Raw genomic sequence first — 26,549 nt, forward strand, 5'->3', positions numbered from 1 at the left:
AGTTACATGTCAAAGTAAGGGCCGTCGCGAACACGGTCAAGAGTCCGCGACGACCTCTCGCGAAGACCCCGGGGTCAGTAGCCCCGGGCTCTCCACTCCTCCAGATGCGGAGCCTCGGCCCCGATGGTGGTGGAGCCTCCGTGCCCTGTGTGGACAGTCGTCTCCCCCGGCAGGGCGAGCAAATCGCGGCTGATCGAGCTGATGATCGTGTCGAAGCTGGAGTAGGACCGCCCCGTGGCCCCGGGCCCGCCCTGAAACAGGGTGTCGCCGGTGAAGATCGTCTTCAGCTCAGGCGCGTGGAGGCAGACCGAGCCCGGCGAGTGCCCCGGCGTCGACAGGACGCGCAACTCGATACCAGCCACCGTGATGACCTGCCCGTGCGACAGCTCCCGGTCCGGTTGCCGGTCCGGGTGCGCCAGCTTCCACAGCGGAGCTTCGGCCGGGTCGAGCAGGATCGGCGCATCGAAGCTGTCCGACAGAACCGGCGCCTGGTTGACGTGGTCATCGTGGGCGTGGGTGCACACGATCGCCGTCAACCGACGACCGCCGATCCGCTCCGCGACCGCATCGGCGTCGTGCGCGGGGTCGATGACCAGGACCTCACGTTCGTCGCCGATGAGCCAGACGTTGTTGTCGACCTCCCAGGTGCCCCCGTCCAGGGAAAAAGTACCCGAGGTGACCAAGTGCTCGATCGGGCTCACACGACCACCACCGAACGCAGCACGTCACCGCGGTGCATCTTCTCGAAGGCGTCCTCGACCCCGTCGAGGGAGATCTCCTCGGTCACGAACTTCTCCAGCGGCAACCGACCCTGCAGGTGCAAGTCGACCAGCGCGGGGAAATCACGTGAGGGTAGGCAATCGCCGTACCACGAGGACTTGAGCGCACCGCCGCGGCCGAAGTACTCGATCAACGGCAGTTCCGGCGCCATCATGTCCGGTGTGGGCACACCGACGAGCACGACCGTGCCGGCCAGGTCGCGGGCCTCGAACGCCTGCTTCCAGGTCTCCGGGCGCCCCACGGCATCGACCACCACGTCGGCGCCGTATCCGCCGGTGTGACTCCGGATGGCCTCGACGACGTCGGCTTCTCGGGCGTCGACGACATGCGTGGCGCCGAATTCCCTGGCTTGGTCGAGCTTCCGCGGGTCTCGGTCCACCGCGACGATCGTGCTCGCTCCTGCGAGCTCCGCACCCGCGATCGCCGCATCACCCACGCCTCCGCAGCCGATGACCGCGACCGAATCACCGCGGCCCACGCCCCCGGTGTTGATCGCGGCGCCGATGCCGGCCATCACGCCGCATCCGAGCAACCCCGCCACTTGCGGCTTCACCCGCGGGTTGACCTTGGTGCACTGCCCGGCGGCCACGAGGGTCTTCTCCGCGAACGCTCCGATCCCCAGTGCCGGGCTCAGCTCCTCTCCCGATGCCAGCGTCATCTTCTGCGTCGCGTTGTGCGTGTCGAAGCAGTACTGCGGCTTGCCCTTGCTGCAGGCACGGCACTGCCCGCAGACCGCGCGCCAGTTCAGGATCACGTAATCGCCCGGGGCGACGTTGACGACGCCCTCGCCGACCGATTCCACGATGCCGGCGGCCTCGTGCCCGAGCAGGAACGGGAACTCGTCGTTGATCCCGCCCTCCCGGTAGTGCAGATCCGTGTGGCACACCCCGCACGCCTGCACCTGCACGACGGCCTCACCGGGGCCGGGGTCGGGGATCACGATCGTCTCGACCGTGACGGGTTTGCCCTGCGCGAGCGAGACGACTCCGCGGACCTCTTGTGGCATAACGCCTTTCTCCTTCTTCGCGATTGCTCCTCGACCGCGGACGCGCCTTCCGACGTTCGACCGCAACCCGTGTTCCGGTTGCGAGGCCGCAGACCGAGGGCGACAACGCAGTTCCGACGCCCACTGTGACATGCGACTGGTATATCAGTCCAGAGCGCAGTGCGGGCTTTTCACGACGCTCTCCCGGCACCTCGCGGTCCTCAGCCTGCGACCGCGGAGGCCACCCAATCCCGGAACTCCCCGATGTGGTGCTCGCTGGGGACCAGCACGCCACCCGAGGCATAAGCCCGCGAGGACATCGCCGGCTGGCAGCGCTCGCACGCGTCGAAGTCCTGCTGGTTCACCCGGTGGAACAGCTCCACCGAACCGGCGAGATCGACACCGCTGTCGATGACCTCCTGGGTGTACAGCCAGTCGCACTCGACGATCGTCCGGTCCACGGCCACCGGGTACATCCGGTGGAAGATCACGTGGTCCGGGACGAGGTTGATGAACACCTGCGGGTTGATGGTGATCGCGTAGTACCGCCGGTCGTGGTCCTCGTCGACGCCGGAGAGGGTGCCGAACCCGCCCTGGCCGTCGACGGTGAAACCGGTGACCTCCTCGCCGAACTCCGCCCCGTGCCCCACGAAGTACTGCGCGGCGTATCCGTCGGCGAATTCGGGCAGCACTTCGGTCAGCTCGGGGTGGATCGTCGCGCAGTGGTAGCACTCCATGAAGTTCTCGACGATCAGCTTCCAGTTCGCCTGCACGTCGTAAGTGATCCGCTTGCCGACCACGAGTTCGTCGATTCCCCAACCGTCGATGGCGGAGGGTTGCGAACTGTTCGGCGTTGTGTGAGTAAACGTGATCGAATGTGTGTTTGACTGAGTGTGTGAAGTTGGCTGAGTGGGCGCGGTTGCAGGGTGTGCATCCGCAGACTGCGTATCGGTGGTTCAGGGAGGATCGGATGCCGGTGCCCGCTAGGAGGTTGGAGTCGGGAACGATCTGGATTGACGTCGCCGATGCCCAGCAGACCGGTCGAGTGGTCATCTATGCGCGAGTGTCCTCACATGACCAGCGCGCTGATCTGGACCGGAAGGTAGCCAGGTTGACTGAGTGGGCCACCAGCAACGGGCACGAGGTCGGGGAAGTGGTCACCGAGGTCGGGTCTGGGTTGAACGGCAAGCGGCCGAAGATCCGCCGCTTGCTGTCGGACCCGTCTGCAACAGTGGTGGTTGTGGAGCACTGCGACCGGCTGGCCCGTTTCGGGGTCGAGCATCTTGAAGCGGCCTTGTCGGCGCAGGGCCGCCGCATCGTGGTGACCGACATGGGTGAGACCGAAGATGATCTAGTCCGGGACATGATCGAAGTTCTCACCGGCATGTGCGCTCGCCTCTGCGGGCGGCGGGGAGCGAGAAACCGAGCTATGCGCGCGGTCGCCGTTGCCAAGCAGTCCGATATCGAGGCGGCCTGATGGCTGAGAGGTTCGAGGTTCCCGACGGTTGGGTGTTGCAGGCGTACCAGTACGCGCTCGACCCCACCCCGGCGCAGAGCGCCGCGTTGGAGTCGCATGCGGGTGGGGCGCGGTTCGCGTACAACACGATGCTGCGCGCGGTAAAAGCGAACTTGGGCCAGCGCGAGGCCGAGAAGTCTTACGGGATCGCAAACGCTGATCTCACCCCGACCCTGGCCTGGTCGTTCCAGTCGCTGCGCAACGACTTCAACCGTCGCAAACACCATGTGGCGGTACGCGAGGACGGCACGCCGTGGTGGCCCAAGAACTCGAAAGAGGCGTACGCCAACGCCTGCCGGAACCTCGCTGAGGCGTTGAAGAATTGGGACGAGAGCCGCAAGGGTAAGCGCAAAGGCCGACGCGTCGGGTTCCCGTCGTTCAAGTCCAAGCGTTCTACCAGGTCGTTCGGGTTCACCACCGGCACGATCAAGGTCGAGCCCGACCGTCATCACGTGACACTGCCTCGGCTGGGGACGCTGCGGGTGCATGAGTCCACCCGCAAGCTCGCGCGTCGCCTCGAAGCGGGGATGGCGCGGGTGTTGAAGGCGACGGTGCGGTTCGAGCGCGGACGGTGGCTGGTGAGCTTCACGTGCGTGGTCGAGCGCGCCGCCGCCCGGCCCGCGCACGTCAAGCGCCTCGCGCCCGTCGTCGGGGTCGACCTCGGCGTGAAAGACCTGATTGTCGCTGCCACTCCCGAGGGCCGGGAGGTCCTGCGTGTGCAGGCTCCGAAAGAGCTCAAGCGGGCCTCGCGGAAGTTGCGGGCGTTGCAGCGCAAAGCCGCCCGCCAAGCCGGTCCGTGGGACGCGGCAGCCAACGCACGTCGGGAGCCATCTCGCGGGTGGTTGCGCACCCAGCAGGCCATCGCCAGCCAGCATGTGCGGGTGGCGAACCTGCGCCGGGACCGCCTGCACAAGCTGACCACACTGCTCGCGCAGTCCTTCGACGTGATCGGCACCGAGACCCTCGCGGTGAGGAACATGATGGCCGCCGGCGGCGCCCGCAAGAAAGGTTTGAATCGTTCGATCGCTGACGCTGGTTTGGGCGAGTTCTCCCGCCAGCTCGACTACAAAACCTCTTGGTACAGCTCGACGCGAGTTCAAGCTGACCGGTGGTATCCAAGCTCGAAGACGTGTTCCGGCTGCGGTTCGGTGAAAGCCAAGCTGAGCCTGTCGGAACGCCTCTACGTGTGCGACAACACGGACTGCGGCATGGTGATCGACCGTGATCTCAACGCCGCGATCAACCTCGCGCGACTGGCGCGAGCGGAGCAGAGTGCCCGCTTCGACAGTGGTGGAGCCGATCGTAAGACGACCGCTCCGGCGGCGCAGGTGGCAGTGAAACCTGAATCCAGCAATGGAAGCGCCTCACCCCAAGGCGAGGCTGCCTGATGGAGGAGCACACTCACGTTTGCTCACCAGAAGGCAACGGATCACCCATCCTGGCCGTCACCGCTCCCCGCACGGTGTCCTCGAAGGAAGGCGGCTCGTCGGCGAGGCAGACCCAGACGGTCCCGAGCCACTCCTTCAAGGTGACGCCGATCAGGCCGTACTCGTCGCGGTTGACGTCGTTCATGGAATTCAGGTTCGGTGCCGCGATGAGCGAACCATCGAGGCCGTAGGTCCACGCGTGGTACGGACACTGCAAGGACTTGCGCACCGATCCGGTCTCCTCGGTGCACAGGCGCGCACCGCGGTGGCGGCAGACGTTGAGGAAGGCTCTCAGCGCACCGTCGCGACCGCGCACGATCAGCACGCTCTCCCCTCCGACGTCGACGTTGCGGAAACTGCCCGGCGAGGGGATGTCACTGCTGCGGGCCGCGGCGAACCAGTTGCTCTGGAAGATCCGCGACTTCTCGAGCTCGAAGACCGCTGCGTCGGTGTAATGCGATCCCGGCAAAGTCGCGATCAGGCTGGACGTGGATTCCAGCTTCCCCTGGCCGTGGGCGTCGACAGAGCTCACGAATGGTCCTTTCCTTCTCCTGCGATGCGGTCATGAGCAGTCGGCGCAGTTCCGAAGGTGCGGAGGGTTCCAGGAACCTGCGAGCCCGATGAGCGCCCGCGAGCCACAGCCCTGGCAGGACGAGCCGACTGCGCGAATGCGTCAGCGCCCGGCTGGCTGGAAACCCGCCAGCTGGCGACGCCACCTCCCGAACGAGCGGGCGTGATCGATCCCGAGAACCCCTTCCGGGTTGCCGTCCTGATCGCGGTAGAGCACGAGGAAGTCGAGCGATTCGAGGCTCCCCTCGATCACTTCGACCTTGGAGCTCTCGGTGCGGCGACCGGCGAACTGGATCTTGTGGCCGTACTGGTCCGACCAGAAGTACGGCACCTCGTGGTGAGCCGGCGGTACGTAGTCCCGGCCGAGGAGGGCGGACACCGCGACGACGGGCTGCTGCAGAGCATTGGTCCAGTGCTCCAGGCGGCGCGACGCACCGAGGAAGTTGCGGTGTGAGTTGGCGCAGTCCCCCACCGCGACGACGCCGGGGACGTTGGTCAGGCCTCGTGCCTCGGTCACGACGCCGTCGTCGAGGTCGACGCCGGACCCGCGCAGCCATTCCACGCACGGTTCCGCGCCGATCCCGACCACCACCACGTCGGCGGGCAGTTCGCGACCGTCGGACAAGCGGACGGCCCTCACCTGCTCACGACCGACCAGTTCGGCCAGAGCAGCGCCGGTGTGCAGCCGCACGCCCTTCGTCGCGTGCAACCCGGCGCAGACCTCGCCCATCTCCGCACCGAGCGGCTTCAGCAGCGGCACCGGCGAGGATTCGACGACATCGACTTCAACGCCCAAGCCCACCGCCGTCGAGGCGATTTCGGAACCGATGAACCCCGCTCCGATCACGACCAGGCGGGCTCCCACGACCAGCTCGTCGCGCAGCGCCCGCGCGTCGTCAAGCGTGCGAAGGGTGTGCACGCCCTTCGGCAGGTTCCAGGGCAGGTTCTTGGCCCGGGCACCAGTCGCCAGCACCACGCCGTCGGCCACGATCCGGTCGCCGTCGCCGAGCACCACCGCCCGATCACCGGTGTCGAGAGCGGTCGCCGGGTTCCCGAGGCGCCACTCCGCGCGCAGCTCGTCGTCCTCGGGCGTCGCCAGTGTCAGGTCCTCTTCCGAAACCGTCCCGGCCAAGAAGTCCTTCGACAGTGGCGGGCGATCGTAAGGCGCGTGGGCCTCGTCGCCGACCACGACGATGCGCCCCTCGAATCCCTGATCGCGCAGGGATCGGGTAGCGGTCACCCCGGCGAGGGACGCACCGACAACGGCAATGGTCTGCATCAACGAACCCCTTCGCCAAGCACTCCGGCAACGTCCGCATCAGCATCCGCGCCAACCTCGATCGTTTCGCTCACGAACACCTGCCCGTCGACGATGACCACCTCATGCGTTCGCACGGGTTTCCGCGCGGGCGGCCCGCTGGGTTTTCCGGTGCGGAGGTCGAAGCAGGCGGCGTGCAAGGGGCACTCGACCGCGCAGTCCTCGAGCCAACCGTCCGAAAGCGACGCATCCTGGTGGGTGCACGTGTCGTCGATCGCGTAGAAGGTGCCGTCCGCGTTGAAGACCGCGATCGCCACGCTGCCCTGCACACGTACTGACTCTCCGACCGGGATATCGGCCGCCGCGCCAACTAAGATCATCGTAGCTCCTGTTGCTGATTGCGGAACACGACGTGCGATTCGCAACAGAGCATCCGGCACGTATCGTTTGCCGTCAATTAACCGACCCCAAATCAACCCGCGCTGATTTCGGAGTTGCAGGATGCACAACAAGAGCAAGGTCACGGGTACCGCAGAACCCCGGACCGCCACCCAGGCCGTGGAGCGAGCCCTGTCCATGCTCGTCCTGCTGGGACAGCGCGGACCCTCCGGCGCCACCGAGCTGGCGCGCGAGCTGGGCGTGCACAAGTCGACCGTGTCCCGCTTGATGACGACCATGGAGAAGTTCCGGTTCGTCGAACAAGTGGGCTCTCGCGGCAAGTTCCAGCTCGGCTTCGGCATCGTCCGGCTCGCCGGCGCCACCGCGGCACAGCTGGACATCGCGAGGGAGGGCAAATCCATCTGCACCCGACTGGCCTCCGAACTGCGCGGGACCGTGAGCCTCAGCGTCCTCGACGGCGGAGGCGCCACCACCGTCACCCAGGAGCCGAGCACGGAGCGCAACTGGATCGGGCTCCGATTACCGCTGCACGCGACCGCGAGCGGGAAGGTGCTGCTGGCGCACTTCGGTTTCGAGCAGCTCGAGGAAGTCCTGCGGCAACCGCTGCCCCGCTTCACCGAACGCACCATCGTGTCGCGCGGCGCCCTGACGGCCGACCTCAACCGCGTGCGGGATCGCGGTTGGGCGACCGCGTGCGGGGAGTTCGAGGCCGAGCTCCTCTCCGTCGCCGTCCCCGTGCGAGGGCCGGGCGGGCGCGTGGCTGGAGCGCTGAGCGTCACCGCCGACAGCGATCACCTCCGCGCGACCGATTTCCCCGCCATGGCGCGAGCTCTCGGCGAGGCCGCCGAGGAGATCCTCGACCGCTTGCAGCAGCTCGCAGGCCCGTAGCCGCATCGAAAACCTTGACCGCCTCAGACACATCTATTAGTTTGCACAGATATATCAGCTGCGTGCACCGAAGGTGACCATGCGTCGAGCTCCTCGAACGTCCCGATCGGACGTCCCGCCGAACGGACCGGCAGGGTGAACGGCACGCCCGTGCCACCGGGGGCGGGCGGCAAGTTGGCCATCGAGGACGCGCAGACGATTCGTCGCGCGACGACGGCTGCAGCCTTGAGCAACGTCGCCACGTGGTACGACTTCGGCACCTATTCCTACATCGCCCTCGCCCTCGACCGGGTCTTTTTCCCCGATGCCGGAGAGTGGGCACCGGTGCTCACCCTGGGCACCTTCGCCGCCGCGTTCCTGGTCCGCCCACTCGGCGGAATCATCCTAGGACCGCTGGGGGACCGCTTCGGCCGAACCAGAGTTCTGTCCGCCACGGTCTTCCTGATGACACTTGCGACCGCGCTGCTCGGGCTCGTTCCCAGCTACGGCTCGATCGGCATCGCAGCGCCGCTGATCGTGCTGTTCATCCGCATGCTGCAGGGCTTTTCGGTGGGTGGCGAGTACATCGGAGCGCTGACGCTCGTCGCCGAGTACGCCCCGGACCGGAGGCGAGGCACCCTCGGGAGCCTGCTGGAATTCGGCACGCTCATCGGGTACATGTTCGGCGCTGGAATCACCTCGATCCTGGTGGCCGCACTGCCGGAAGACGATCTGCTGACGTGGGGTTGGCGGCTTCCCTTCATGCTCGCCCTCCCGCTGGGCGTCACCGGGCTGTACCTCCGGATGGACCTCGAGGAGACCCCGGCGTTCCGGCAGCAGATGGAGCGCTCGCCGGCGATGGCCACCATGGCACTTCGCCGCGTCTTCCAGATCTTGGCGAAGCACTACCGCTCTGCGGTTCTGATCGCAGGCGGACTGATCGTCGCCTGGAACGTCACCAACTACGTGCTGACGAACTACGTGCCGACCTACCTGACGACGACCCTGCCCGCCCACGGCGAGAGCGGAACCAGCGGCGCCTTGTCGGCCACGCTGCAGGTCGCCGTCATGCTCGCGATGCTGATCGCCATCATCTTCGTCGGCAAGCTCAGCGACCGAATCGGCAGGAAACCCATCCTGCTCACGGGAAGCGTGTCGCTGATCCTGTTCGGCCTTCCTTCGGTGTGGCTGCTGCGGACAGGCCTTCCCGGTCAGGTCTGCGGCCTGCTGATCATGGGTTTTGCGCTGCTCTGCTTCGCAGCAGTAACACCGTCCACCCTGCCCACGCTCTTTCCCACGTTCATTCGCTACGGCAGCCTCGCCATCATCTTCAACGTCTTCGTGTCAGCCTTCGCCGGGACCGCACCCACGGTCATCGGAGTCGCGGTCACCACGACCGAGAACCTCGACTGGCCCGGCTACTACCTCATCGGCGCAGGAGCGATCGGGCTGGCGAGCACTCTCTTCCTCAAAGAAACGGCTGGAAGGCCCTTGACCGGGGCGGCACCGCTCACCTCGAGCGCAGACCTGCCCTCTCCCCCGCTCTCCGAAGACGGCGTACCCATGGAAAACCCGCTCAAGGACCGTCCGGAGTGACGACACGTCAACCCCAGCGAGCGAACACCTCCTCCCTCCTCAGCAGTCAGCAGGAGCGGAGAAAGCACCGCATTTCGTCACCGTGACCAAAGGCCTGCTACCCGGGCCAAGTATTTTCCGGTGTTCGTTCGGGTCGAAAGGCCCGAACGAACATCCACCACACGTCGGATACTGCAGTGAGCAACCGCAGCTAAGGGGCATCGATGACCGAGATCATCGGGCGGTGGCAAGCGGGGCATTCCGACTGGCTCCCTTTCCCGCCGTACGAGATCATCCTCGAACTCATTCCGCCGAAGTGGCTCCTCACCTACCTGGTCTTCGGCGAGCAGCAGGCGCTCATCGGGTTCGACACCGAAGAAGAAGCACGCCGAAACGTGGTCTGGTTGAAGACTCGGTGCCCTGTGTACGACGACGACTGGATCGACTTGACGCCGCAAGTTCACGACCCGTAGCCGTCTGTCGTAGCGGGACGACGGTCGAAAGACGAAATCTCCTCCATTGGCGGGCAGTGCTCAGGGGGATTTGGACTCTGCACCGCCGGGGCCCAGGGCCGTAGCGTTCGTAGTCATGTTGCGGCGGACCGAGGTCACCATCGAAGCTCAGACCTGGGTGTTCACCACAGCGCAGATCGGGGTCGATCCGGTGACCGGCGAAGAGGAGTACGAGACGACCATCGCCGCGCCCTGCACCGAAGTCGCCAAGCCGGCCCGGCGCTGCCTCACGCAGCAACGGGCGCACCAAGTCCATCAGATGTTCGTGGATGAGTTCGTCGCGACCGCACACGGCTGCGCGGACATCAACTCCTATCCGTAAATTCGGTGCACGCGGGTCACTGATCACTCCGGTCGGTTGCCAGTGGGGATGACGATCTTCGTCTCCTCCCCCTTGGTGAGGTAGAAGTAGATGTACTGGCGGGCGGCTTCGTCAAGCGCCCAGGCGGCTTCGGGGACCGCAGGAGCGGTGATGAGCGCCTCCCGGGAACTTGACCACGAAGGGCCACGCTTCCGGTATCACCCTGTCCCACACGGGTTCTCGCGGGATGCCGTCCCAGTCGGCGGCCTGGTCACCGACGAGGTAGCGAGCGAGGGCGTTGCACATCGGGCGACTCACGCTGCCCGGGCTGGTCTGCTCCGCGAGCTGGCCGAGCAGGACGTCGGTGAGCCTGACCCCCTCCGGCGTCGGCCCCATGTTGCGGGCCAGGACCTGGTCGGACTGGGCGTAGGCCGCCTCCCAGGTGGCGGGGATGTACTCGTCGGCGATGCCGAGCATGTGCGCGGTCACCTGCCAGACGTGCAGGTAGGCCTCGGCCTCGTCGTCGGTGATCGGCACCTCCCACTCGCGCATCGTGCGCATCGCGAAGGTCGGCAGCGTGTGCCAGGTGACCAGCATGTCCTCCTGGCTGATGGGGATCTCCTCGTCGGCGCCCGCGCCGTTTCGCCAGTGCGGCGACTGCGGCAGCAGATGGCGCACCCCTGCGTGCACCAGCCTCGTCTTCACGCACTCGATCACGCACGTGCCATCAGGTCGGTAGGCGTTGAGCGCGCCGACCGAGAAGCCGAAACGGCTCGTCTTGGCGACCCGGTCCTCCATGTCGGCGCCGCCTGCCGAGTGGTAGACCGCGCGCGCTTCCTTGGGGATCGCGGTCGCGAGGATGCCACCGCCGGGCCCGTTGCACAGGTTGAGGTAGATCCCGCGCGCCTTGTTGAACTCGGCCGCGACTTCGAGCTTGTCGCGATCGGCCCACGACGGCAGCTGCCGGGCGCGTTCCAGGAAGTCCCGCACATCCGCGGGCAAGCCATCGGGCAACGCCTGGTCATTGCGCTCCCAATCCCACAGCAGCTCGTTGATCCTCGGAATCAGACCGCGCTCGAACAGCGACGCCAGCAACGGATCACCCTCGGCGTCCCACACCCAGTGCGGATCCATCCCGGATCTCGACCCGGCCACCGACCCGGTCGGCGACCAGTTCCACCCGACCAGCGCCCGCGCCTGCGCCGGGGACGCCGCCACCAACGCACCCAGCGCCGTGGCACCACCGGCCAGCAACGCCGCGCGTCTGCTCAACTCCGCCATGCTGCACGCTCCTCTTCGAACCGAGGGATGACCGGTGCCCCCAGAACACCGGTCGTGGTCAGGGGCCCGTCCTGCTGGCTTCAGGACGGGCGGTTGCTCTGCGGGATCTCGATGCTGATCTGCTCGCCTTCGGAGAGGTAGAACAGCATCGACTGCCGCAGGAACTCGTCGAACATCCAGTACGTCTCGGGCGCACCCGGGAAGTGGACGCCCAGCTCGCGCGCGGCGATGAACGGCGGCCAGAGTGTCTGCAGCATCGGGTCGTAGAGGGGCTCGCGGGCGATCTCCAGCCAGTCCGCGATGCGGTCCCCGAGCACGTAGCGGGTGAACGCGCCGATGAGCGCCTTGCTGAACGCGCCGCTGTCCGGCCCCATGGTCATCAGGATCTGGGCGAGGTTGTTGCCCTCGGGCGTCGGTTCCAGAACCGGATCCAGCACCTGCTCGGCCTGGGCATCGGCTTCGGCCCACGACGCCGGGATGTACTCGTCGTCGACGCCGAGCATGTGCGCCGTGACCTGCCAGGAATGCAGGTACGCCTCGGCATCGACCGGCGGGATCGGCACCTGCCACTTGTCCAGGTTCTGCCGCACCGTGGTCGCGAGGCTGTGCCAGGTGACCATGATGTCGGCCTGGCTGATCGGGATGTCCTCCGGCGCGACCTCGTTCCAGTGCGGCGATCGCGGCAGCAGATGCCGCACGCCGGCGTGCACCAGACGGGTCTTCACGCAGGTCACGATCATCTCGCCGTCGGGGCGGTAGGCGTTGCGGGTGCCGATGTCGTAGCCGAGCTTGGCGGTCTTGGAGACGCGGTCCTTCATGTTCGCACCGCCGTAGGAGTGGTAGACCGCGCGCGCCTCCTTCGGGATGACCGTGCTCATCATCCCGCTGGCCATCCCGTACAACACCCCGAGGTACAAGCCTCGCCGCTCGGTGAAGTCGTAGGCCTGATCGAGCTTCGCCTGATCCGCCCACGACGGCAGCGCCCGAGCCTGCTCCAGGAAATTGCGCAGGTCAGCGGGCAATCCATCGGGCAGCGGCTGGCTGTTCTTGGTCCACGTCCGCAGCAGTTCGTTGACCCGCGGCACGTCACCCCGGTCGAGCAGCGAAGCGACCAGGTCGTCCGCCTCGGGGTCCCACACCCACTTCGGGTCGACACCCGCACCGGTACCGGCGACCGACCCGCCCGGGGGCCACGTCCACAAAGGACGAGCATGCGCGGAGCCCGCTGCGCTCAGCGCCCCGAGCGCGCCCAGCACTCCGCCGACCTTCAACGCGTTTCGCCTGTTGTGCTCTTCCATGGCCGAACTCCTCCTCGAGTTCCCGACACCCTGGTTGGCATCTTGATACGCATTGTGCTTCTCTGTATCAGAGAGAAACACAACGTGATCCGAAACACCAGACCTCGGTCGAAAGAAGGACTTCGTGGAACCCATCCTGTCCGGCCTGATCACTCCCGGGACCGACCACGGGGAGTCGTTGCTGGAGCGCGCGTTCGCCGAGGCCATCGACCGTTCCGAGACCACCGACGAGACCACTGAGCGCGTCCTGGAAGCCGCCTACGAGCAGTTCCGCCGCATCGGCATCCGACGATCAACGATGGAGGACGTCGCCAAACGAGCCGGGGTCTCGCGGATCACCGTCTACCGCCGGTTCAGCACCAAGGACGCCCTGGTTCAACAGGTCATCCGCCGCGAGTTCCGCCGCTACTTCGACCAATTCCTGCTCGACATCCAAGGCGCCGAGACCGTCGCTGAGCGAGTAGAGGTCGGTTTCGCCAGCTCGCTGCGAGCGATCCGCAGCAATCCCCTCATCGGCGGGCTCATGGACACCGAACCCGAGATCGTCGTGCCGTCGATGATCGGCGACGGCGGCAGGACCATGACCACCGTCAGCCGCTTCGTCGCCGAGCGGCTCGGCAAAGAACAACGCGCGGGAACCGTCGCCGCGGACGTCGACGTCGAGGTCGTCGCCGAGATGATGGTCCGCATCTCAACATCGTTCCTGGTCACCCCGAGCCATCGCATCGACCTCGACGACGACCAGCAGGTGCGCGCCATCGCGCGCCGGTTCCTCGTGCCCATGCTCGAACCGCCATCCCACTGACCACCGCCGTTCGCGATGAAGGGAACAGGCCGTGCCCACAGCAGACGCCATCCGCCACGAGGTCGACGCCACGACGATTCCCGGGCTGCTGCGCCGCAACGCGCGGCTCTTCCCCGAACACCCGGCGCTGACCAGCGGCATCGATGCCGACGCGAGCACCTGGAGCTGGTCGCGGCTGCGTGCCGAGGTCGCCGCCCTGACCCGAGGTCTGTCGGCTCTCGGACTCCGTTCCGGTGAGCGGATGCTCATCGCGATGTCCCGCCGGCCCGAGCACTGGGTCGCCGACCTCGCCGCGATCCACCTCGGCGCACTGCCCTGCACGACCTACGACACGCTCAGCACCGAACAGATCCGCTTCATCGCCCGTCACAGCGCGGCCGCCCTGATCGTGCTGGAGGACGCCGAACAACTGAGCCGATGGCGGCCGGTCCTCCACGAGTTGCCGGGGCTGCGCGCCATCGTCGTCCTGGACCCCACCGGAACGCCATCCTCGGACCCGCTGTTCGTGAGCTACGCGGAACTGCGGGGAGCGGCGGGCGTCGACGCGGCGTTCGAGGATCTCACCGACGAGGCGACGCCCGAGCAACCGCTGACCGTCGTCTACACCTCCGGCACCACGGGCGAGCCCAAGGGCGTGGTGCTCTCGCACCGCAACGTCATCCACGAGTCGACGATGCAGGACCACCTCATCCCCGTCCCGGACCATCCGCGGTCGGTGTCCTACCTGCCGCTGGCGCACATCGCCGAACGCGTGCTCGGGATCTACATGCCGATCTGCAACGCCGGCCACGTCACCCTCTGCCCCGATCAAGCCCAGCTGCTACCCACACTGCTTGCCGTGCGCCCACACGGATTCTTCGGGGTCCCCAGGGTCTGGGAGAAGCTGGCCGACGGACTTTCAGCACGACTCGGCACGCTCGACGGAGACGAAGCAGCTGCGGTCGACAGCGCCCGCGAAGCCGCGCTGGAGGTGTTCCGCCTGCGCTCCGCCGACGAGGAGGTCCCGGCGGACCTGCTGCACCGCTACGACGAACTCGACCGGGCCGTGCTGCGACCGATCCGCGCCGCCATCGGTCTCGACGAGTGCCATCGCGCCGTGAGCGGGGCGGCACCGATCCCCACCTCCGTCCTGGAGTTGCTGGCCGGCCTGGGACTCGTGGTCTACGAGGTGTGGGGCTTGAGCGAGACCACGGGCGCGGCGACGGTGAGCACCCCGGAAGCCTTCGCGCTCGGCAGCGTCGGCCGACCGGCACCGGGTGTCGAGGTGTCCGTGGCCCCCGACGGCGAACTGCTCGTGCGCGGCCCCGTGGTGTTCCCCGGCTACCTCGACGCCGACGGCGGCATCGAACCGGCGACCGACGCCGACGGGTGGCTGGCCACCGGCGACATCGGAGTCGTCGACGAACGCGGCATGGTCACGATCACCGACCGCAAGAAGGACCTCATCATCACCGCAGGCGGAAAGAACATCGCCCCGAGCGGGAGCGAATCGCTGCTGCGAGCCCATCCTCTCGTCGCGCACGCCCTCGCGATCGGCGACCGGCGCCGCTACGTCACCGCCCTGCTCGTCCTCGACGAGGACGGCGCCCCCGCCTGGGCGAAGGCACGCGGGCTGGACACCACCGACCAGGCAGAACTGGCGCTCCACCCACTCGTGCGCGCCGAACTCGACGCGCTCGTCGCCCGCACCAACGCGCACCTGGCCCGGGTCGAGCAGGTCAAGGAACACCGGGTGATCGCCGGCCCGTGGACGGCGGAATCCGGCGAACTGACCCCGAAGCTCAGCCTGCGCCGCGAGGTCATCCACGACACCTACGCCGACCTCATCGATGAGATGTACCGCTGACCGATCCACACGAGAGGACATCCCTCATGCCCCGGGTTCTGACCGAACAACGCCGTGATTTCGTCGACGCCGTGGCCGACTTCTGCCGACGCGAGTGCGGCACCCAGCAACAACGAGACGCGCTGACCCAACCGCACGACGAGGGGATCTACGCCAAGCTCGCCGAGGCCGGCTGGCTGGGCATCTCGCTGCCCGAGGAGTTCGGCGGTGCCGGGCAGGGCATGACCGAGCTGTGCCTGTTCCTGGAGGAGACCGCCTACGGGCGCGTCCCGATGGGCGGTTTCGCCACCTCGATCATCTCGGCCGCCGCGTACGAGAAGTTCGCGACCGGCGAGCAGAAGAAGCGCGTGCTCGAAGGCGTCATCCGCGGCCGGGTCGAGGCGATCTCGATGTCCGAGCCCGGCGCGGGATCCGACGTCGGCGCGCTGACGTGCCGAGCGGACGAGGTCGACGGCGGCTGGCGGATCAACGGGCAGAAGACGTGGTGCTCCAACGCCCACATCGCCGATCACATCCTGCTCATCGCCCGCACCTCGAAGGAATCCTCGAAGCACGAGGGCCTCACGCAGTTCATGGTGCCCACCTCAGTCGAAGGCCTGCGGATCAGCGGGATCGACACGATGGGCGGACGCGAGGTCAACGACCTGTACTTCACGGACTGCTTCGTACCCGACTCCTCCGTCGTCGGCACCGTCGGGCAAGCCTGGCACCAGCTCATGGCCGGTCTGAACCTCGAGCGCATGATCCTCGGCGCAAGCATGCTCGGGGCCGCCCGGCGCGCGTTCGACGACACTCTCGACTACGTCAGGCAGCGCGAGCAGTTCGGGCGTCCGATCGGCTCGTTCCAAGCGCTCAAGCACCGCATCGCCGACATGGCCACCGAGCTCGAATGCGCGCAACTGCTGGTCTACAGCGTGGCCGCGCAGATCGACGCCGAACCTGGCAGGGTCTTCGCACGCGAGGCGTCGATGGTCAAGCTCAAGTGCACCGAACTCGCCAAACACGTGTCGCTGGAAGGCATGCAGATGCTCGGCGGCTACGGCTACACCACCGAGTACGGAATGGAATCGATGCTGCGCTCCACCGTGGTCTCGACCGTCTACGGCGGCACCAGCGAGATCCAGCGCGACATCATCGGCAAGACCTACGGACTCTGAACCAACCGACTCGCTTCTACCCGGGTCCGGAAGTCGAGAAAAGGCTCGACAACGGTCTTCCCCGGGCTTGTCGACATACCGTCAACGAAGCGTCCGCCCGGCACTCTTGGATGGCGGGCGGACGCTTCGTACGGGTGTGGCGTTACAGGCGCACGGTGGTGGTGGCGACGATGTCGAGCGCGCTCGTCCCGATGTGCAGGGTGTACTCGCCCGGCTCGTGCTGCCAGCCGTCCTCCCAGTGGGCCAGGTCGCGCTCGTGCACCGGGACGCGCACGTCCACGACTTCCCCGGCCGCTGCGCGCACGGTGGCGAAGCCGACCAGCCAGCGGACGGGCCGATCGACCGCGGAGTCGGGGCGCGAGGCGTAGACCTGCACGACGTGCTTGCCCGCTCGGCCACCTGTGTTGCGCGCGGTCAGCCCGACCGTGGTGACGCCGTCGGTGAACGGAGTCGTGGTCACATCCGTCAGGCTCCAGCTCGTGTAGCCGAGTCCGTGCCCGAACGGGTAGGCCGGTGCCGCTCCGGCGCGCAGCCAGGCGCGGTAACCGATGTGGATGTCCTCGTCGTAGGCGAGCGTCCCGTCCACGGGAGTCACGTCGAGCACCGGGACGTCGTCGAGGGCGGCCGGCCACGTGGTGGGCAGCCTGCCGCCGGGCTCGCGTGCGCCGGTGAGGAGGTCTCCGACGGCCGCGCCGTACTCCTGCCCCGCGAAGTAGTTGAGCACGATCGCCGCGGCCTGCTCCCGCCACGGCAGCAGCACCGGGGCACCCGAGTTGACCAGCACGACCGTGCGCGGGTTCGCCGCGAGCACCGCCCGCACCAGATCGTCCTGGCGCCCGGGAAGGCTCAGGTCGGTGCGGTCGTAGCCCTCCGACTCGACGCGGGAGTTCGTGCCCACCACGACCACCGCGACATCGGCCCCGGCGGCGGCCCGGCCCGCATCAGCGATCAGCTCATCGGCATCCACGTCCGCCGGTTCGGTGCCGATGGTGATGCTCAACGCGTTGCTCAGGCCACCGTCCACGCGCTGCGGACTGAATTCCACGCGCAGTCGCACGCTGCGCCCGGAACGGAACTGCACCGGCGCCGACACCGCGGGCGGCGACAAGAAGGCGGCGCCGAGGTCGGTCCCGACGGCCTCGGTGGTGCGCTCGGCGACCAGCTCGCCATCGGTGAAGATGCGGCCGGTGCCCACCGACGCGAAGCCGAAGCGCTGCGGGCCGGATTCGGCCGGTGTGTAGTCGGTTTCGAAGACCAAGGTCGCCAGCTCGCCGATGGGCGCGTCCCCGCCGAAGTAGACCAGCCCGCTGGCCAGCCGATCCTCCGCGAACAGCAGTGCCCCCTGGGCATCGAGCATCTCGACCCGCGCCCCGAGCTCGCCGGTGACGGGGTTGCGCATCGCGTCGCGGTCGAGCTCGGCGAGCCCTTCCTGCACGATCGCGCCCAACGAGTAGGACACCTCGGCGTCCGGGAACGCCGCACGCACGCCGTCCAGCGGGGACACGACCCGTTCGGGCAGGACGGTGGCGCTCCCGCCGCCCTGGCTGCGAGCGTGCAACGCGTTGTGACCGATCACGGCGATGCGGGCCGGTTCGGCCAGCGGCAGGATGCCGTCGTTGGCCAGCAGGACGGAGCCCTCCACGGCGGCCTCCCGGGCGAAGGCGGCGCCGTCCTCCGAGCGCGCCGGTTCGACCGGTTCGAAGCCCTCCAGCGCACCGACGCGTGCCGCCAGGTGCAGGATGCGGCGCACCTTGCGGTCGATGACGGCTTCGTCGATGGCACCGCTGCGCACCGCCTCGACCAGCTTGTCTCCCCACGGTCCCCGCGGACCGGGCATCACCAGGTCTTGCGCGTGCTTCGCGCTCCGAACGCTGCGCACGGCGGTCCAGTCGCTGATCACCACGCCGTCGAAGCCCCACTCGCTGTTCAGCGGTGTCTCCAGCAGCTCGTTCTCCGTGGCCGTGGCGCCGTTGATCGAGTTGTAGGCGCTCATCACCAGCCACGCCCGCTCCTGCACCACGGCGTCCTCGAACGCCCGCAGGTAGACCTCCCGCAGGGCGCGTTCGCTCACCCGCACGTCGACGGTGAACCGGTCGGTCTCGAAGTCGTTGGCCACGTAGTGCTTCGGCGTGGCCCCCACGCCGTTGTCCTGCAACCCCCGCACGTAGGCGGCAGCGAGCCGGGCGGTGAGCAGCGGGTCCTCGCTGAAAGCCTCGAAATGCCTGCCGCCCAGCGGAGAGCGGTGCAGGTTGATCGTCGGCCCCAGCACCACGTCGACACCCTTGCGGCGTGCCTCCACGGCCGCGACCGCACCGTATCGGGCTGCGATGCCGGTGTCCCAAGACGAGGACAACGAGGTCGCCGACGGCAGGTTCAGCGACGGCGAACGCTCGTCCCACACCTCACCACGCACCCCGCTCGGGCCGTCCGAGACGACCATCCGCCGCAAGCCGATCTCCTCGATCGGCCACGTCGTCCAGAAGTCACGGCCGGTCAGCAGCCGGACCTTCTCCTCCAGTCCGAGCTTGCCGACGAGGTCGTCGATGCGGTCGTCGGTGGCAGTCATGCGCAGGTTCCCCTCTGTTGAACGTCAGCTCGTCGCACGAATGCCTGCGACGTACTTCTCGACTCTGGCCAGCATGTCGGCGTCGTGCGGGCCCCACTGCGGCTGCGGCGTGCCGGGCCCGGTGTAGGGGGCGTCGGCGTAGTGCCGCTGGTATTCGGCCAGCTTCACCTCCAGCTCGCGGCGGATCTCGGCGTGCGCGGGGTCGTCGGCGAGGTTGTTCAGCTCCGCCGGGTCGACGCGGAGGTCGTAGAGCTCCCACTCCGGATCGAAGATCCGCTCCGAAGCTCCGGGCACGCCGAGTCCGGCTCCGTAGTAGTGGATGAGCTTGTGGTCGGCGGTGCGGATGCCGTAGTGGGCGGGGGCGTTGTGGATGGGATCGTCGTGCTCCCAGTACCGGTAGTACACGGCGTCCGGCCAGTCGTCGACCTGCTCGCCGCGCAGCAGCGGGAGGAAGCTGCGGCCCTGCGCCGCCGGCAGCTCCTCGGCGGTGTCGAGGCCGCACGCGTCCAGGAACGTGGGCGCGAAGTCGGCGTTGGTGATGATCTCCTCGCACCGGCTTCCCGGGGCGATCTGCGCGGGCCACCGGATGAGCATCGGCATCTGCAGCGACTGGTCGAACATCAGCCGCTTGTCGAACCAGCCGTGGTCGCCCAGGAAGAACCCCTGGTCGGAGGTGTAGACGACGAGCGTGTTCTCGGCGAGCCCGGTGTCGTCGAGGTGGTCGAGCAGGCGTCCGACGTTGTCGTCGATGGACTGGATGCACTGCAGGTAGTCGCGCATGTAGATCTGGTACTTCCAGCGCATCCGCGCCTCGCGGTTCTCAGGTCCGCGCAGGTGTGCGGGGACGTCGGACTTGAGGTCCTCGGCGCCCAGGTCGTCGGCGATGGTCATGTGCACCCCGCGCACGGCCTTGCTGCGGGTGGCGTGGTCGTCGAAGAACGTCTCGGGCTCCGGGATGGTGCCGTCGGCGTAGAGGTGCCGGTGCTTGACATCCGGGACCCACGGGCGGTGCGGTGCCTTGTGGTGCACCATCATGCAGAACGGCTTGTCCTGGTCGCGGTTGTCGAGCCAGTCGATGGCCTGGTCGGTGACGATGTCGGTGGCGTAGCCCGGCACCGTCGAGGCGCCGGTGGCATCGATCATCTCGGGGTCGACGTAGTCACCTTGGCCGGGGAAGATCTTCCACTCGTCGAACCCGCGCGGTAGTGACCGCCAGTGCTCTCCGAGGTGCCACTTGCCGAACAGCGCTGTGGCGTAACCGCTGTCGCGCAGCACCTCGACGAACGTCGGAACCCGGTAGTCCATTTCGGTCCAGATGGACGAGACTCCGTTGATGTGGCTGTAGGTCCCGGTGAGGATCGTCGCGCGGGACGGACTGCAGATCGCGTTGGTGCAGTACGTCCCGTCCATCCGCATGCCCTCATCGGCGATCCGGTCCAGGTGCGGGGTCGTGTTGACCCGGCTGCCGTAGGCCGAGATCGCGTGCGCCGCGTGGTCGTCGGACATGATGAAGACGATGTTCGTGCGTGTCACCGGTTCCTGCTTTCGCTGGTTGATCGTCATGCTGTCAGGAGGCGTCGAGCTCGGGGTCCAGCACGAGGTGCTCGTGGGGACCACCGCGGACCTCCTGCATCAGCAGCCGTGCGCTCTCCGCCCCGGCCCGTTCGAGAGGTAGGCGCGAATAGGCGAGGTTGGGCCAGATGAGCGTCGAGGGCGTTCCACCTGCCATCGCGCCGACGAAGATTCCGTCAGCGCGCACCTGCGGGGTCGACATCACCGCCTCCACGTCGGCTCCCCACGAGCACACCACGGCAACTGCCTCGGGCTTCTCGTGCGTCGCGGCGATGGCGGTGCCGACTCGCGCGGCGACCTCGCGCGCGTGGTCGTCGATGCGTACCGGGGACGCTTCGAACTCCCGCAACCGCTCGCTGGTCAGCCCCGTCGACACGACCCCGAGGGACAGCGACGGGTGCTCGGCGAGTGCGCGCAGCATCGCCTGCTCCCGCTGCCGGTTGGCGCGCGAGGCAACCTCGGGCTGGACGTGCAGCACGACGCGGAAACCGCGGTCGGCGACGTGCTCGATCATCTGTCGCGCTCCGCGCGCGTAATCGAAGTCCACTGTGGAGTACGACGCGTCGTCCGCGGGCTCGCCGCAGTCGAGCGCGACGAGCGGCAGGCCCTCGAGCCGTGAAGCGTCGGCGAAAGCCTGGGGTACCGCTTCGTCGTCGTGGCCGACGAACACGATGCCGTCGAGCCTGCCGCTCCGGTAGTCCTCGAGATAGGCCCCGCTGGAGGGGTCGGAGAGGATGGTGAGGTGCATCCGCTTCTCGGCGAGCGCGACGCTGGCCCCCTGCACGATCGCCGCGAAACGCGGATTGGTGAGCGGTTTGGTCACCAGCATGCCGACGATGTGGCTCGAACGGGAGCGCAGCGACCGGGCGACGCTGTTGGGGATGTAGCCGAGCTCCTTGGCGATGCGCCGCACGCGCGCCCGGGTCTCGGCCGACAGCACCACCTTCGACGAGTCGTTGAGGACGTAGGACACCGTCGAAACCGACACGCCGGCGCGCTCCGCGACGTCCTTCAGGGTCGGTCGCATCAGGCCTCCCCGGTCCGCGCGCCGTGTCGGGCGTCGAGCTCGGCGGCCTGCGCGGCCACGCGGGCTCTGCTGAGCGGGAACAGCATCAGCACGCAAGCCGCAACGGCGAACAGGACTCCGGGCACCAGGGTCGCCAGCGCGTAGACCCCCTCGACGGTGGAGTCGCTCTGGACGGGCTTGCCGCTCTGGAACCCGACGAACGCCAGGGCGTAGCCACCGATACCACCGGAGACGGCCTGACCCACCTTGCGAGCCCAGGTGTTGATCGAGTAGATCGACCCGTCGTCGCGCTCACCGCTGCGCAGCTCCTCGGAGTCGATGACGTCGGCGATGACCGCCCAGACGAGCAGGTTGTAGAACCCGATCCCGAAGCCCGCCAGCAGGTTCAGCGTGACGTAGACCCACGGGTCGCTGACCCGCAGCGCGAAGAGCAGGAGGTAGACCGCCGCCGCGCCGAGCAGCGCGACGATGAGCACTTCCTTCTTGCCGAACCGCGACGCGAAGCGCGCGGCGATCGGTGCGAGGAGGAGACCGGGCACGTACATCGCCAGTTGCGCGGGACCGGACATCGCGCCGTTGTTGAAGTGGTAGAGCCACAGGTAGGCGGCCATCGTCGACAGGAACAGGCTCGCCAGCATGATGATGATGTTCGACGCGATCACCACGAGCAGCGGTCGGCTACCGGCCAGGACGCGGAGCAGGCGGCCCAAGCCGCGGCGCTCGGCCGGCTCCGGTGCTTCGACGCGCTCGCGCACCCCGGCGTGGCACAGGAAGTAGAACAACGCCGCGCACGCCGAGAACACCAGCGCGGTGGCGAAGAACCGGAACGGCACGATCTGCGACCTGCCGTCGACCATCCCGTAGATGAGCAGTGGCGGCACCAAGGACACGATCAGTCCGGCGCTGTTGGCCCCGAGCCCGCGGAACACCGACAGCGACGCGCGGTGGCTCGGGTCCTCGCTGATGACCGAGACCATCGAGCCGTACGAGATGTTCGTGGTCGTGTAGAAGATCGATCCCCACACGAGGTAGGTGACCGCTGCGTAGCCGAGCTTGACCGGGTAGTCCCAGTCGGCGATGAACGGCGCGTACATGAACGTGCTGGCCACCGCCACGGGAATCGCCATACGAGCGATCCACGGCCGGAAACGACCGCCCCGGCCGGGCGTGTGCCGGTCGAGGAAGCGGCCCCAGCCGACGTCGGTGAACGCGTCGATGAGCCTGGCGATCAGGAACACCGTGCCCACGTGCGCCGCGTTGAGCCCGGCGACGTTGGTGTAGTACACGGTCAGGTAAGCCGAGGCGAAGATGAAGGTGAAGTCGTTGCCGAGGTCGCCGAACAGGTAGCCGACCCGGTCGCGCCACCCGAAGGCGCGCACCACCGGGCGCTGTTGTGCGGCGTGCACGTTGGTCATCTGCGGAGCCCTCTCCATTGAGTCAGCTCCACTGAAGCTAAGTACTCAAACGTTTGAGCTCAAAGCTCAATCGGTTGATCCCACCATCCGGGAGAAAATAGCTGTGCAGCGGCGTTGGACGACCTCGCTCGACGGGTCGCGAACTCGTTCACCCCACGGGTCTGCTGGCTCCCTCATCGCCGGCAGCGCGTGCGCGCATGCCCAGCAGTGCGTCCGCGCAGAGGAATGCGAGCAGCGAGATTCCCAGCAGTGGCACCGCGCAGCCGACACCGATGACCACCAGCACGCCGCCGAGCAGCACGGGTATGGGCAGTCCGCGCCAGGCGCCGCGCGCCGGTGGGTTGCCGAACCCGCGGGTGGGGCGGCGCAGCCACCACATCCGGTAACCCCAGATGATCACGCTGATGACCGCGATCATCAGCACGGCGAGGACGACCTGGTTCAGCCAGCCGAACAGCAGACCCATGTGCGCGTCGACACCCCAACGGGACAGCTTGGCCATCAGGGGATACTCGGCGAACCGGACGCTGTCGGTGATCTGCCCCGTCACGGGGTGAATCGCCACGGAATCCTGCTGGGTGGGCCAGCTGCGCCCCATCTCCTGCACGGTGTAGGCAGCACCGATGTGCTCCGACGGGGTGATCTCCACCCGCCCGGTCAACCCGTGGTTGATGGCGACCTGCCGCACCTGGTCGTATCCGATGTCGATCCGCCTGCTCGACTGCTCGAACGAGACGCGCATCGGAAGCCCCTTGGCAACCGTCGGCGTCTCCCAGGACAGCGCCTCGCGCAGCTTCGCGATGGTACCCCCGGCGAAGGACGACCAGGTCAGCCCGGTCGCGGAGAGGAACAGCAAGCCGAGCCCGATGCCGGCACCGGTCAAGCCGTGCCACGACAGCACACGCGTCCGGCCAGGCGGCCGGATCCGAAACCTCCGGGTCGCGCGTCGACCGAACCACAGGGCGAAGCCGCCGAGCACCACCACCCACAACCAGCTCGCCGCCAGCTCGCTGTAGATCCGCCCGAGGTCGCCGAGGTGCAGGCCGCGGTGCAGTTCCGATACCCACGCGCGCAGGGGCAGGGCCTGGTTGCTGCCGTAGGTGTCCAGCACACCGCGGATCTCGGCGTCGTGCGGATCGACGAACACCGTGCGGTAGTAGCTCTCGGGCAAATCCTCAGCCGTGAAGATCACCTGCGTGGTGTCGGTGGGACTCGCGGCCGGACGCACCGCCTTGAGTTCAGCCTCGGGCAGTGCGTTTCGCGCGACGTTGACCTGGGTCGACAGCAGCGCCTGAGCCTCGGAGGCAGGCACGTGCAGCTGCTGTCCGTACAGCGCCTCCTCCAGCTGCGGTGTAAGCACGTACAGCAGGCCGGTGATCGCGGCGGTCAGGATGAAGGGCGCGACGAGCACACCGGCGTAGAAGTGCAGGCGCAGCAGCAGCGGTCGCAGCGCGGCCCACCGGGTGGAGCGATTCTCAGGAGCAGCCTTGTCGATGACCTCGATCGTCTTCGGTTCACCTACGACCACGGCGTGGGCCTTCCTGCTTCAACGAGTGCTTCAGAACGAGGAAAGGGAGCTTCTCCACCTGGGGCCGGCTCATTTCCGCCTCCAGACATGAAAAACGCTATGCACGAGCGCTTCTCAGGAAACCTTAACAGTATCTTGGGTCAATTCTCATGTGCTCGGTGTTACCTCGTGATTCCAGCCGTCGACAGCGGAATCGGAACGCACCTTAGACCGCGAGGTGTTGCACCGATGTCGATCGCCGGTAAAAACCATGTTCGCGCCTTCTCATCCGATTGCGGAGAATCTGCAGAACCAATTCGAACCTCAGGAATGAATCGCGAAACTCGTGACACCGCGACGCCGGTCGGATGTGCGACAACAGCGGTCGCCACCAGCACGTTCTGCGACGGCAGCGGTGATGCTGGGTGTCACGAATTTGCCCGGCAGACCGCCGATCGTTCGTCGACCTTCCGCGAACAGCGCTCGCACACCGGCTCGCGGTGACTCGGCATCAATGAGCGGGTTTAGCACGGGCGTCACACTTCGGACACCGGCGGACGATGACGCGGTTGTTTAAATGGCTTCGAACAGAACCTATTTTCCGCGGCCACCGAGCCCGGCAGGAGGAACATGACAGGCACCGGAGGCCATTTCACCGCCGACGACATCGCGCATCGGGAGCACGCCGTGGTCCCGGAACAGCCCGCACCCGGCGACGAGGCCGACCTGTCCGAACTCATCGAGCTGCTGTCCACCGACCTGGAGGACGCGCTCGCAGCGACGCTCGACCAGCGCTCGGCCGAGCCGGCGCGCCGGTTCGCCCGACGAGTCGCGGAGACCGACCTCCTCGTGGCCCTCGGCGAACCGGAGCCGGACGAGGTCGCGGAAACCCTCGGCAGCACGGTGCTGTTCGTGCTGGTGGTCAACCGGTTGACTCGAGCACTGCACGCCTCGCCGGACGAAGGCCTGGCTGGTGCGGCGGTGGCCGCGCTGCGCGAGCACATCGGAACCGAGTGCGCCGCACTGGCCCACGAGGCGATCGGTCTGCTGGACGGTCCCGAACCTCAGGAGCATGAGATCGATCTGGGCGACGACCTGCTGTTGTCGCTCGTCCTCTTGGCCGCGGGGTTCGCGCTGCGCGACTGCCAGAACAGCCCTGAACTCCTCCGCCCCCGCGAACAGTGCTGGCACGACGAGGACAGCACCGTGAGCTGAAGCAGCATTCCGGGCAACGAACACCGAACGTCACAAAGCCGTCACTCGGCAAATACGCATCTGACATCCACCTTCCCCAGAGTGCTCCTCGTGCGGTTGACGAAGTTCACGGACCTGTCCCTGCGAATCGTCCTGCGGCTCGCTCAAGGAGATGACATCAGGCGCATCACCGCCAAAGAGGTGGCCATCGCGGTGGGTGCGCCGCACACCCATGTCGCGAAGGCCGTCAGCAAGCTCCAGCACCTGGAGGTCGTGGACGCGCGCCGCGGACGCGGCGGTGGCCTCACGCTCACCCCGCTGGGCAGGCAGGCGTCGGTGGGCTGGATCGTCCGCGAGATCGAGGGTTCCGGCGACGTCGTCGGCTGCGTTGACGACCCGCCGTGCCCGTTGCTGCGCGCTTGCGGACTGCGTGGGGCGCTGCGGGTGGCGCAGGAGGCGTTCTACGCATCGCTGGATCCGCTCACGGTTCGAGACCTGGTGACAGGACGCGAGACGTGGCTCGGGCAACCCTCGTATTCCGACGCGGGCTGAGCCGATTTCGTCCGCATTCGAGCAATTCACGATGGAGGTCGGGGATGACATCAGGCACGACAGCTTTCGAACAGACCTTGAAGCCCTCTCGGCCGGCGCTCGCCGCCTTTCCCACCGCACCTCGCCGCACCGCAGCGCC

General features: G+C 67.4%; 23 protein-coding genes and 2 pseudogenes. 12 read left to right on the forward strand and 13 right to left on the reverse strand.

The annotated features are described in order from the left end of the window. Positions 1 to 74 precede the first annotated feature (74 nt). The 3 genes and pseudogenes from AB0J78_RS07220 to AB0J78_RS07230 form a co-directional block, all read right to left on the reverse strand. A complete protein-coding gene (locus tag AB0J78_RS07220) occupies positions 75 to 701 on the reverse strand; it encodes an MBL fold metallo-hydrolase (RefSeq protein WP_363787769.1) in 627 nt (208 codons plus the stop codon). Then, positions 698 to 1,786 carry an S-(hydroxymethyl)mycothiol dehydrogenase gene (locus tag AB0J78_RS07225; protein WP_363787770.1) on the reverse strand — a complete coding sequence of 363 codons (1,089 nt, stop codon included), beginning with the start codon at positions 1,784 to 1,786 and terminating at the stop codon, positions 698 to 700. The genes AB0J78_RS07220 and AB0J78_RS07225 overlap by 4 nt, the downstream gene beginning before the upstream one ends. 200 nt (positions 1,787 to 1,986) lie before the next feature. Then, positions 1,987 to 2,592, reverse strand: a pseudogene (locus AB0J78_RS07230) (SRPBCC family protein); the annotation flags it as partial. A 68-nt stretch (positions 2,593 to 2,660) separates the two neighbouring features. Here AB0J78_RS07230 and AB0J78_RS07235 point away from each other — a divergent pair. Both AB0J78_RS07235 and tnpB read left to right on the forward strand, forming a co-directional pair. After that, entirely contained in the window at positions 2,661 to 3,242 is a 582-nt protein-coding gene (locus AB0J78_RS07235) for an IS607 family transposase (protein ID WP_363787771.1), read from the forward strand. Continuing rightward, a complete protein-coding gene (gene tnpB / locus AB0J78_RS07240) occupies positions 3,242 to 4,669 on the forward strand; it encodes an IS607 family element RNA-guided endonuclease TnpB (protein ID WP_363787772.1) in 1,428 nt (475 codons plus the stop codon). The genes AB0J78_RS07235 and tnpB overlap by 1 nt, the downstream gene beginning before the upstream one ends. Positions 4,670 to 4,706: 37 nt before the next feature. Here the strand turns inward: tnpB and AB0J78_RS07245 are convergent. From AB0J78_RS07245 to AB0J78_RS07255, 3 genes and pseudogenes are all read right to left on the reverse strand, one after another. Next, a pseudogene (locus tag AB0J78_RS07245) lies at positions 4,707 to 5,240 on the reverse strand (Rieske (2Fe-2S) protein); the annotation flags it as partial. Positions 5,241 to 5,381: 141 nt separating this feature from the next. Then, a complete protein-coding gene (locus tag AB0J78_RS07250) occupies positions 5,382 to 6,557 on the reverse strand; it encodes an FAD-dependent oxidoreductase (protein WP_363787773.1) in 1,176 nt (391 codons plus the stop codon). After that, positions 6,557 to 6,916: a bifunctional 3-phenylpropionate/cinnamic acid dioxygenase ferredoxin subunit gene (locus tag AB0J78_RS07255; RefSeq protein WP_363787774.1), complete on the reverse strand. Its 360-nt coding sequence runs from the start codon at positions 6,914 to 6,916 to the stop codon at positions 6,557 to 6,559. The genes AB0J78_RS07250 and AB0J78_RS07255 overlap by 1 nt, the downstream gene beginning before the upstream one ends. A gap of 121 nt (positions 6,917 to 7,037) precedes the next feature. Here AB0J78_RS07255 and AB0J78_RS07260 point away from each other — a divergent pair, with 121 nt between their 5' ends. The 4 genes from AB0J78_RS07260 to AB0J78_RS07275 all read left to right on the forward strand — a co-directional run bounded on the left by AB0J78_RS07260 (position 7,038) and on the right by AB0J78_RS07275 (position 10,211). Then, positions 7,038 to 7,823 (forward strand): IclR family transcriptional regulator, encoded by a 786-nt coding sequence (locus tag AB0J78_RS07260; protein ID WP_363787775.1) that lies wholly within the window; start codon positions 7,038 to 7,040, stop codon positions 7,821 to 7,823. A gap of 135 nt (positions 7,824 to 7,958) precedes the next feature. Further along, entirely contained in the window at positions 7,959 to 9,398 is a 1,440-nt protein-coding gene (locus AB0J78_RS07265) for an MFS transporter (RefSeq protein WP_363787776.1), read from the forward strand. A 203-nt stretch (positions 9,399 to 9,601) separates the two neighbouring features. Beyond that, on the forward strand, positions 9,602 to 9,850 hold the full coding sequence (locus tag AB0J78_RS07270; RefSeq protein ID WP_363787777.1) for a hypothetical protein: 249 nt from the start codon (positions 9,602 to 9,604) through the stop codon (positions 9,848 to 9,850). A gap of 115 nt (positions 9,851 to 9,965) precedes the next feature. Next, positions 9,966 to 10,211, forward strand: a complete 246-nt coding sequence (locus tag AB0J78_RS07275) for a hypothetical protein (protein ID WP_363787778.1) — start codon at positions 9,966 to 9,968, stop codon at positions 10,209 to 10,211. 111 nt (positions 10,212 to 10,322) lie between these two features. On the opposite strand, the gene AB0J78_RS07280 is transcribed toward AB0J78_RS07275, so the two are convergent. Together AB0J78_RS07280 and AB0J78_RS07285 are read right to left on the reverse strand one after the other, a co-directional pair. Further along, complete coding sequence (locus tag AB0J78_RS07280) at positions 10,323 to 11,471, reverse strand: oxygenase MpaB family protein (RefSeq protein ID WP_363787779.1); 1,149 nt, start codon at positions 11,469 to 11,471, stop codon at positions 10,323 to 10,325. A gap of 80 nt (positions 11,472 to 11,551) precedes the next feature. Further along, the gene (locus AB0J78_RS07285; RefSeq protein WP_363787780.1) at positions 11,552 to 12,769 is read right to left on the reverse strand and encodes an oxygenase MpaB family protein; all 1,218 of its coding nucleotides are present in this window, start codon (positions 12,767 to 12,769) and stop codon (positions 11,552 to 11,554) included. A gap of 124 nt (positions 12,770 to 12,893) precedes the next feature. On the opposite strand from AB0J78_RS07285, the gene AB0J78_RS07290 reads away from it, so the two are divergent. From AB0J78_RS07290 to AB0J78_RS07300, 3 genes are read left to right on the forward strand one after another with little or no spacing between them, the layout of a single operon-like run. Next, on the forward strand, positions 12,894 to 13,574 hold the full coding sequence (locus tag AB0J78_RS07290) for a TetR/AcrR family transcriptional regulator (RefSeq protein ID WP_363787781.1): 681 nt from the start codon (positions 12,894 to 12,896) through the stop codon (positions 13,572 to 13,574). A 31-nt stretch (positions 13,575 to 13,605) separates the two neighbouring features. Further along, positions 13,606 to 15,420 carry an AMP-dependent synthetase/ligase gene (locus tag AB0J78_RS07295; RefSeq protein WP_363787782.1) on the forward strand — a complete coding sequence of 605 codons (1,815 nt, stop codon included), beginning with the start codon at positions 13,606 to 13,608 and terminating at the stop codon, positions 15,418 to 15,420. A gap of 26 nt (positions 15,421 to 15,446) precedes the next feature. After that, positions 15,447 to 16,577: an acyl-CoA dehydrogenase family protein gene (locus AB0J78_RS07300; protein ID WP_363787783.1), complete on the forward strand. Its 1,131-nt coding sequence runs from the start codon at positions 15,447 to 15,449 to the stop codon at positions 16,575 to 16,577. Positions 16,578 to 16,719: 142 nt separating this feature from the next. Here the strand turns inward: AB0J78_RS07300 and AB0J78_RS07305 are convergent, their stop codons facing one another. From AB0J78_RS07305 to AB0J78_RS07325, 5 genes are all read right to left on the reverse strand, one after another. Then, entirely contained in the window at positions 16,720 to 19,143 is a 2,424-nt protein-coding gene (locus tag AB0J78_RS07305; RefSeq protein ID WP_363787784.1) for a glycoside hydrolase family 3 C-terminal domain-containing protein, read from the reverse strand. A 24-nt stretch (positions 19,144 to 19,167) separates the two neighbouring features. Beyond that, positions 19,168 to 20,676: a sulfatase gene (locus AB0J78_RS07310; RefSeq protein WP_363787785.1), complete on the reverse strand. Its 1,509-nt coding sequence runs from the start codon at positions 20,674 to 20,676 to the stop codon at positions 19,168 to 19,170. Between the two features lie 34 nt (positions 20,677 to 20,710). Beyond that, positions 20,711 to 21,742 carry a LacI family DNA-binding transcriptional regulator gene (locus AB0J78_RS07315; protein ID WP_363787786.1) on the reverse strand — a complete coding sequence of 344 codons (1,032 nt, stop codon included), beginning with the start codon at positions 21,740 to 21,742 and terminating at the stop codon, positions 20,711 to 20,713. Continuing rightward, entirely contained in the window at positions 21,742 to 23,157 is a 1,416-nt protein-coding gene (locus AB0J78_RS07320) for a glycoside-pentoside-hexuronide (GPH):cation symporter (protein ID WP_363787787.1), read from the reverse strand. Before AB0J78_RS07320 ends, AB0J78_RS07315 begins: the two co-directional genes overlap by 1 nt. 148 nt (positions 23,158 to 23,305) lie before the next feature. Further along, positions 23,306 to 24,685 carry a PepSY-associated TM helix domain-containing protein gene (locus tag AB0J78_RS07325; protein WP_363787788.1) on the reverse strand — a complete coding sequence of 460 codons (1,380 nt, stop codon included), beginning with the start codon at positions 24,683 to 24,685 and terminating at the stop codon, positions 23,306 to 23,308. 228 nt (positions 24,686 to 24,913) lie between these two features. Between AB0J78_RS07325 and AB0J78_RS07330 the strand changes: the two genes are divergently transcribed. The 3 genes from AB0J78_RS07330 to AB0J78_RS07340 all read left to right on the forward strand — a co-directional run bounded on the left by AB0J78_RS07330 (position 24,914) and on the right by AB0J78_RS07340 (position 26,410). Continuing rightward, positions 24,914 to 25,168, forward strand: coding sequence for a hypothetical protein (locus AB0J78_RS07330; RefSeq protein ID WP_363787789.1), 255 nt, complete (start codon positions 24,914 to 24,916; stop codon positions 25,166 to 25,168). 126 nt (positions 25,169 to 25,294) lie between these two features. Next, positions 25,295 to 25,879: a hypothetical protein gene (locus AB0J78_RS07335; RefSeq protein ID WP_363787790.1), complete on the forward strand. Its 585-nt coding sequence runs from the start codon at positions 25,295 to 25,297 to the stop codon at positions 25,877 to 25,879. Positions 25,880 to 25,969: 90 nt separating this feature from the next. Then, positions 25,970 to 26,410, forward strand: coding sequence for an Rrf2 family transcriptional regulator (locus AB0J78_RS07340; RefSeq protein WP_363787791.1), 441 nt, complete (start codon positions 25,970 to 25,972; stop codon positions 26,408 to 26,410). The last annotated feature ends 139 nt before the right edge of the window (positions 26,411 to 26,549 follow it).

Source organism: Saccharopolyspora sp. NPDC049426 (assembly GCF_040676935.1).
Lineage (GTDB): Bacteria > Actinomycetota > Actinomycetes > Mycobacteriales > Pseudonocardiaceae > Saccharopolyspora.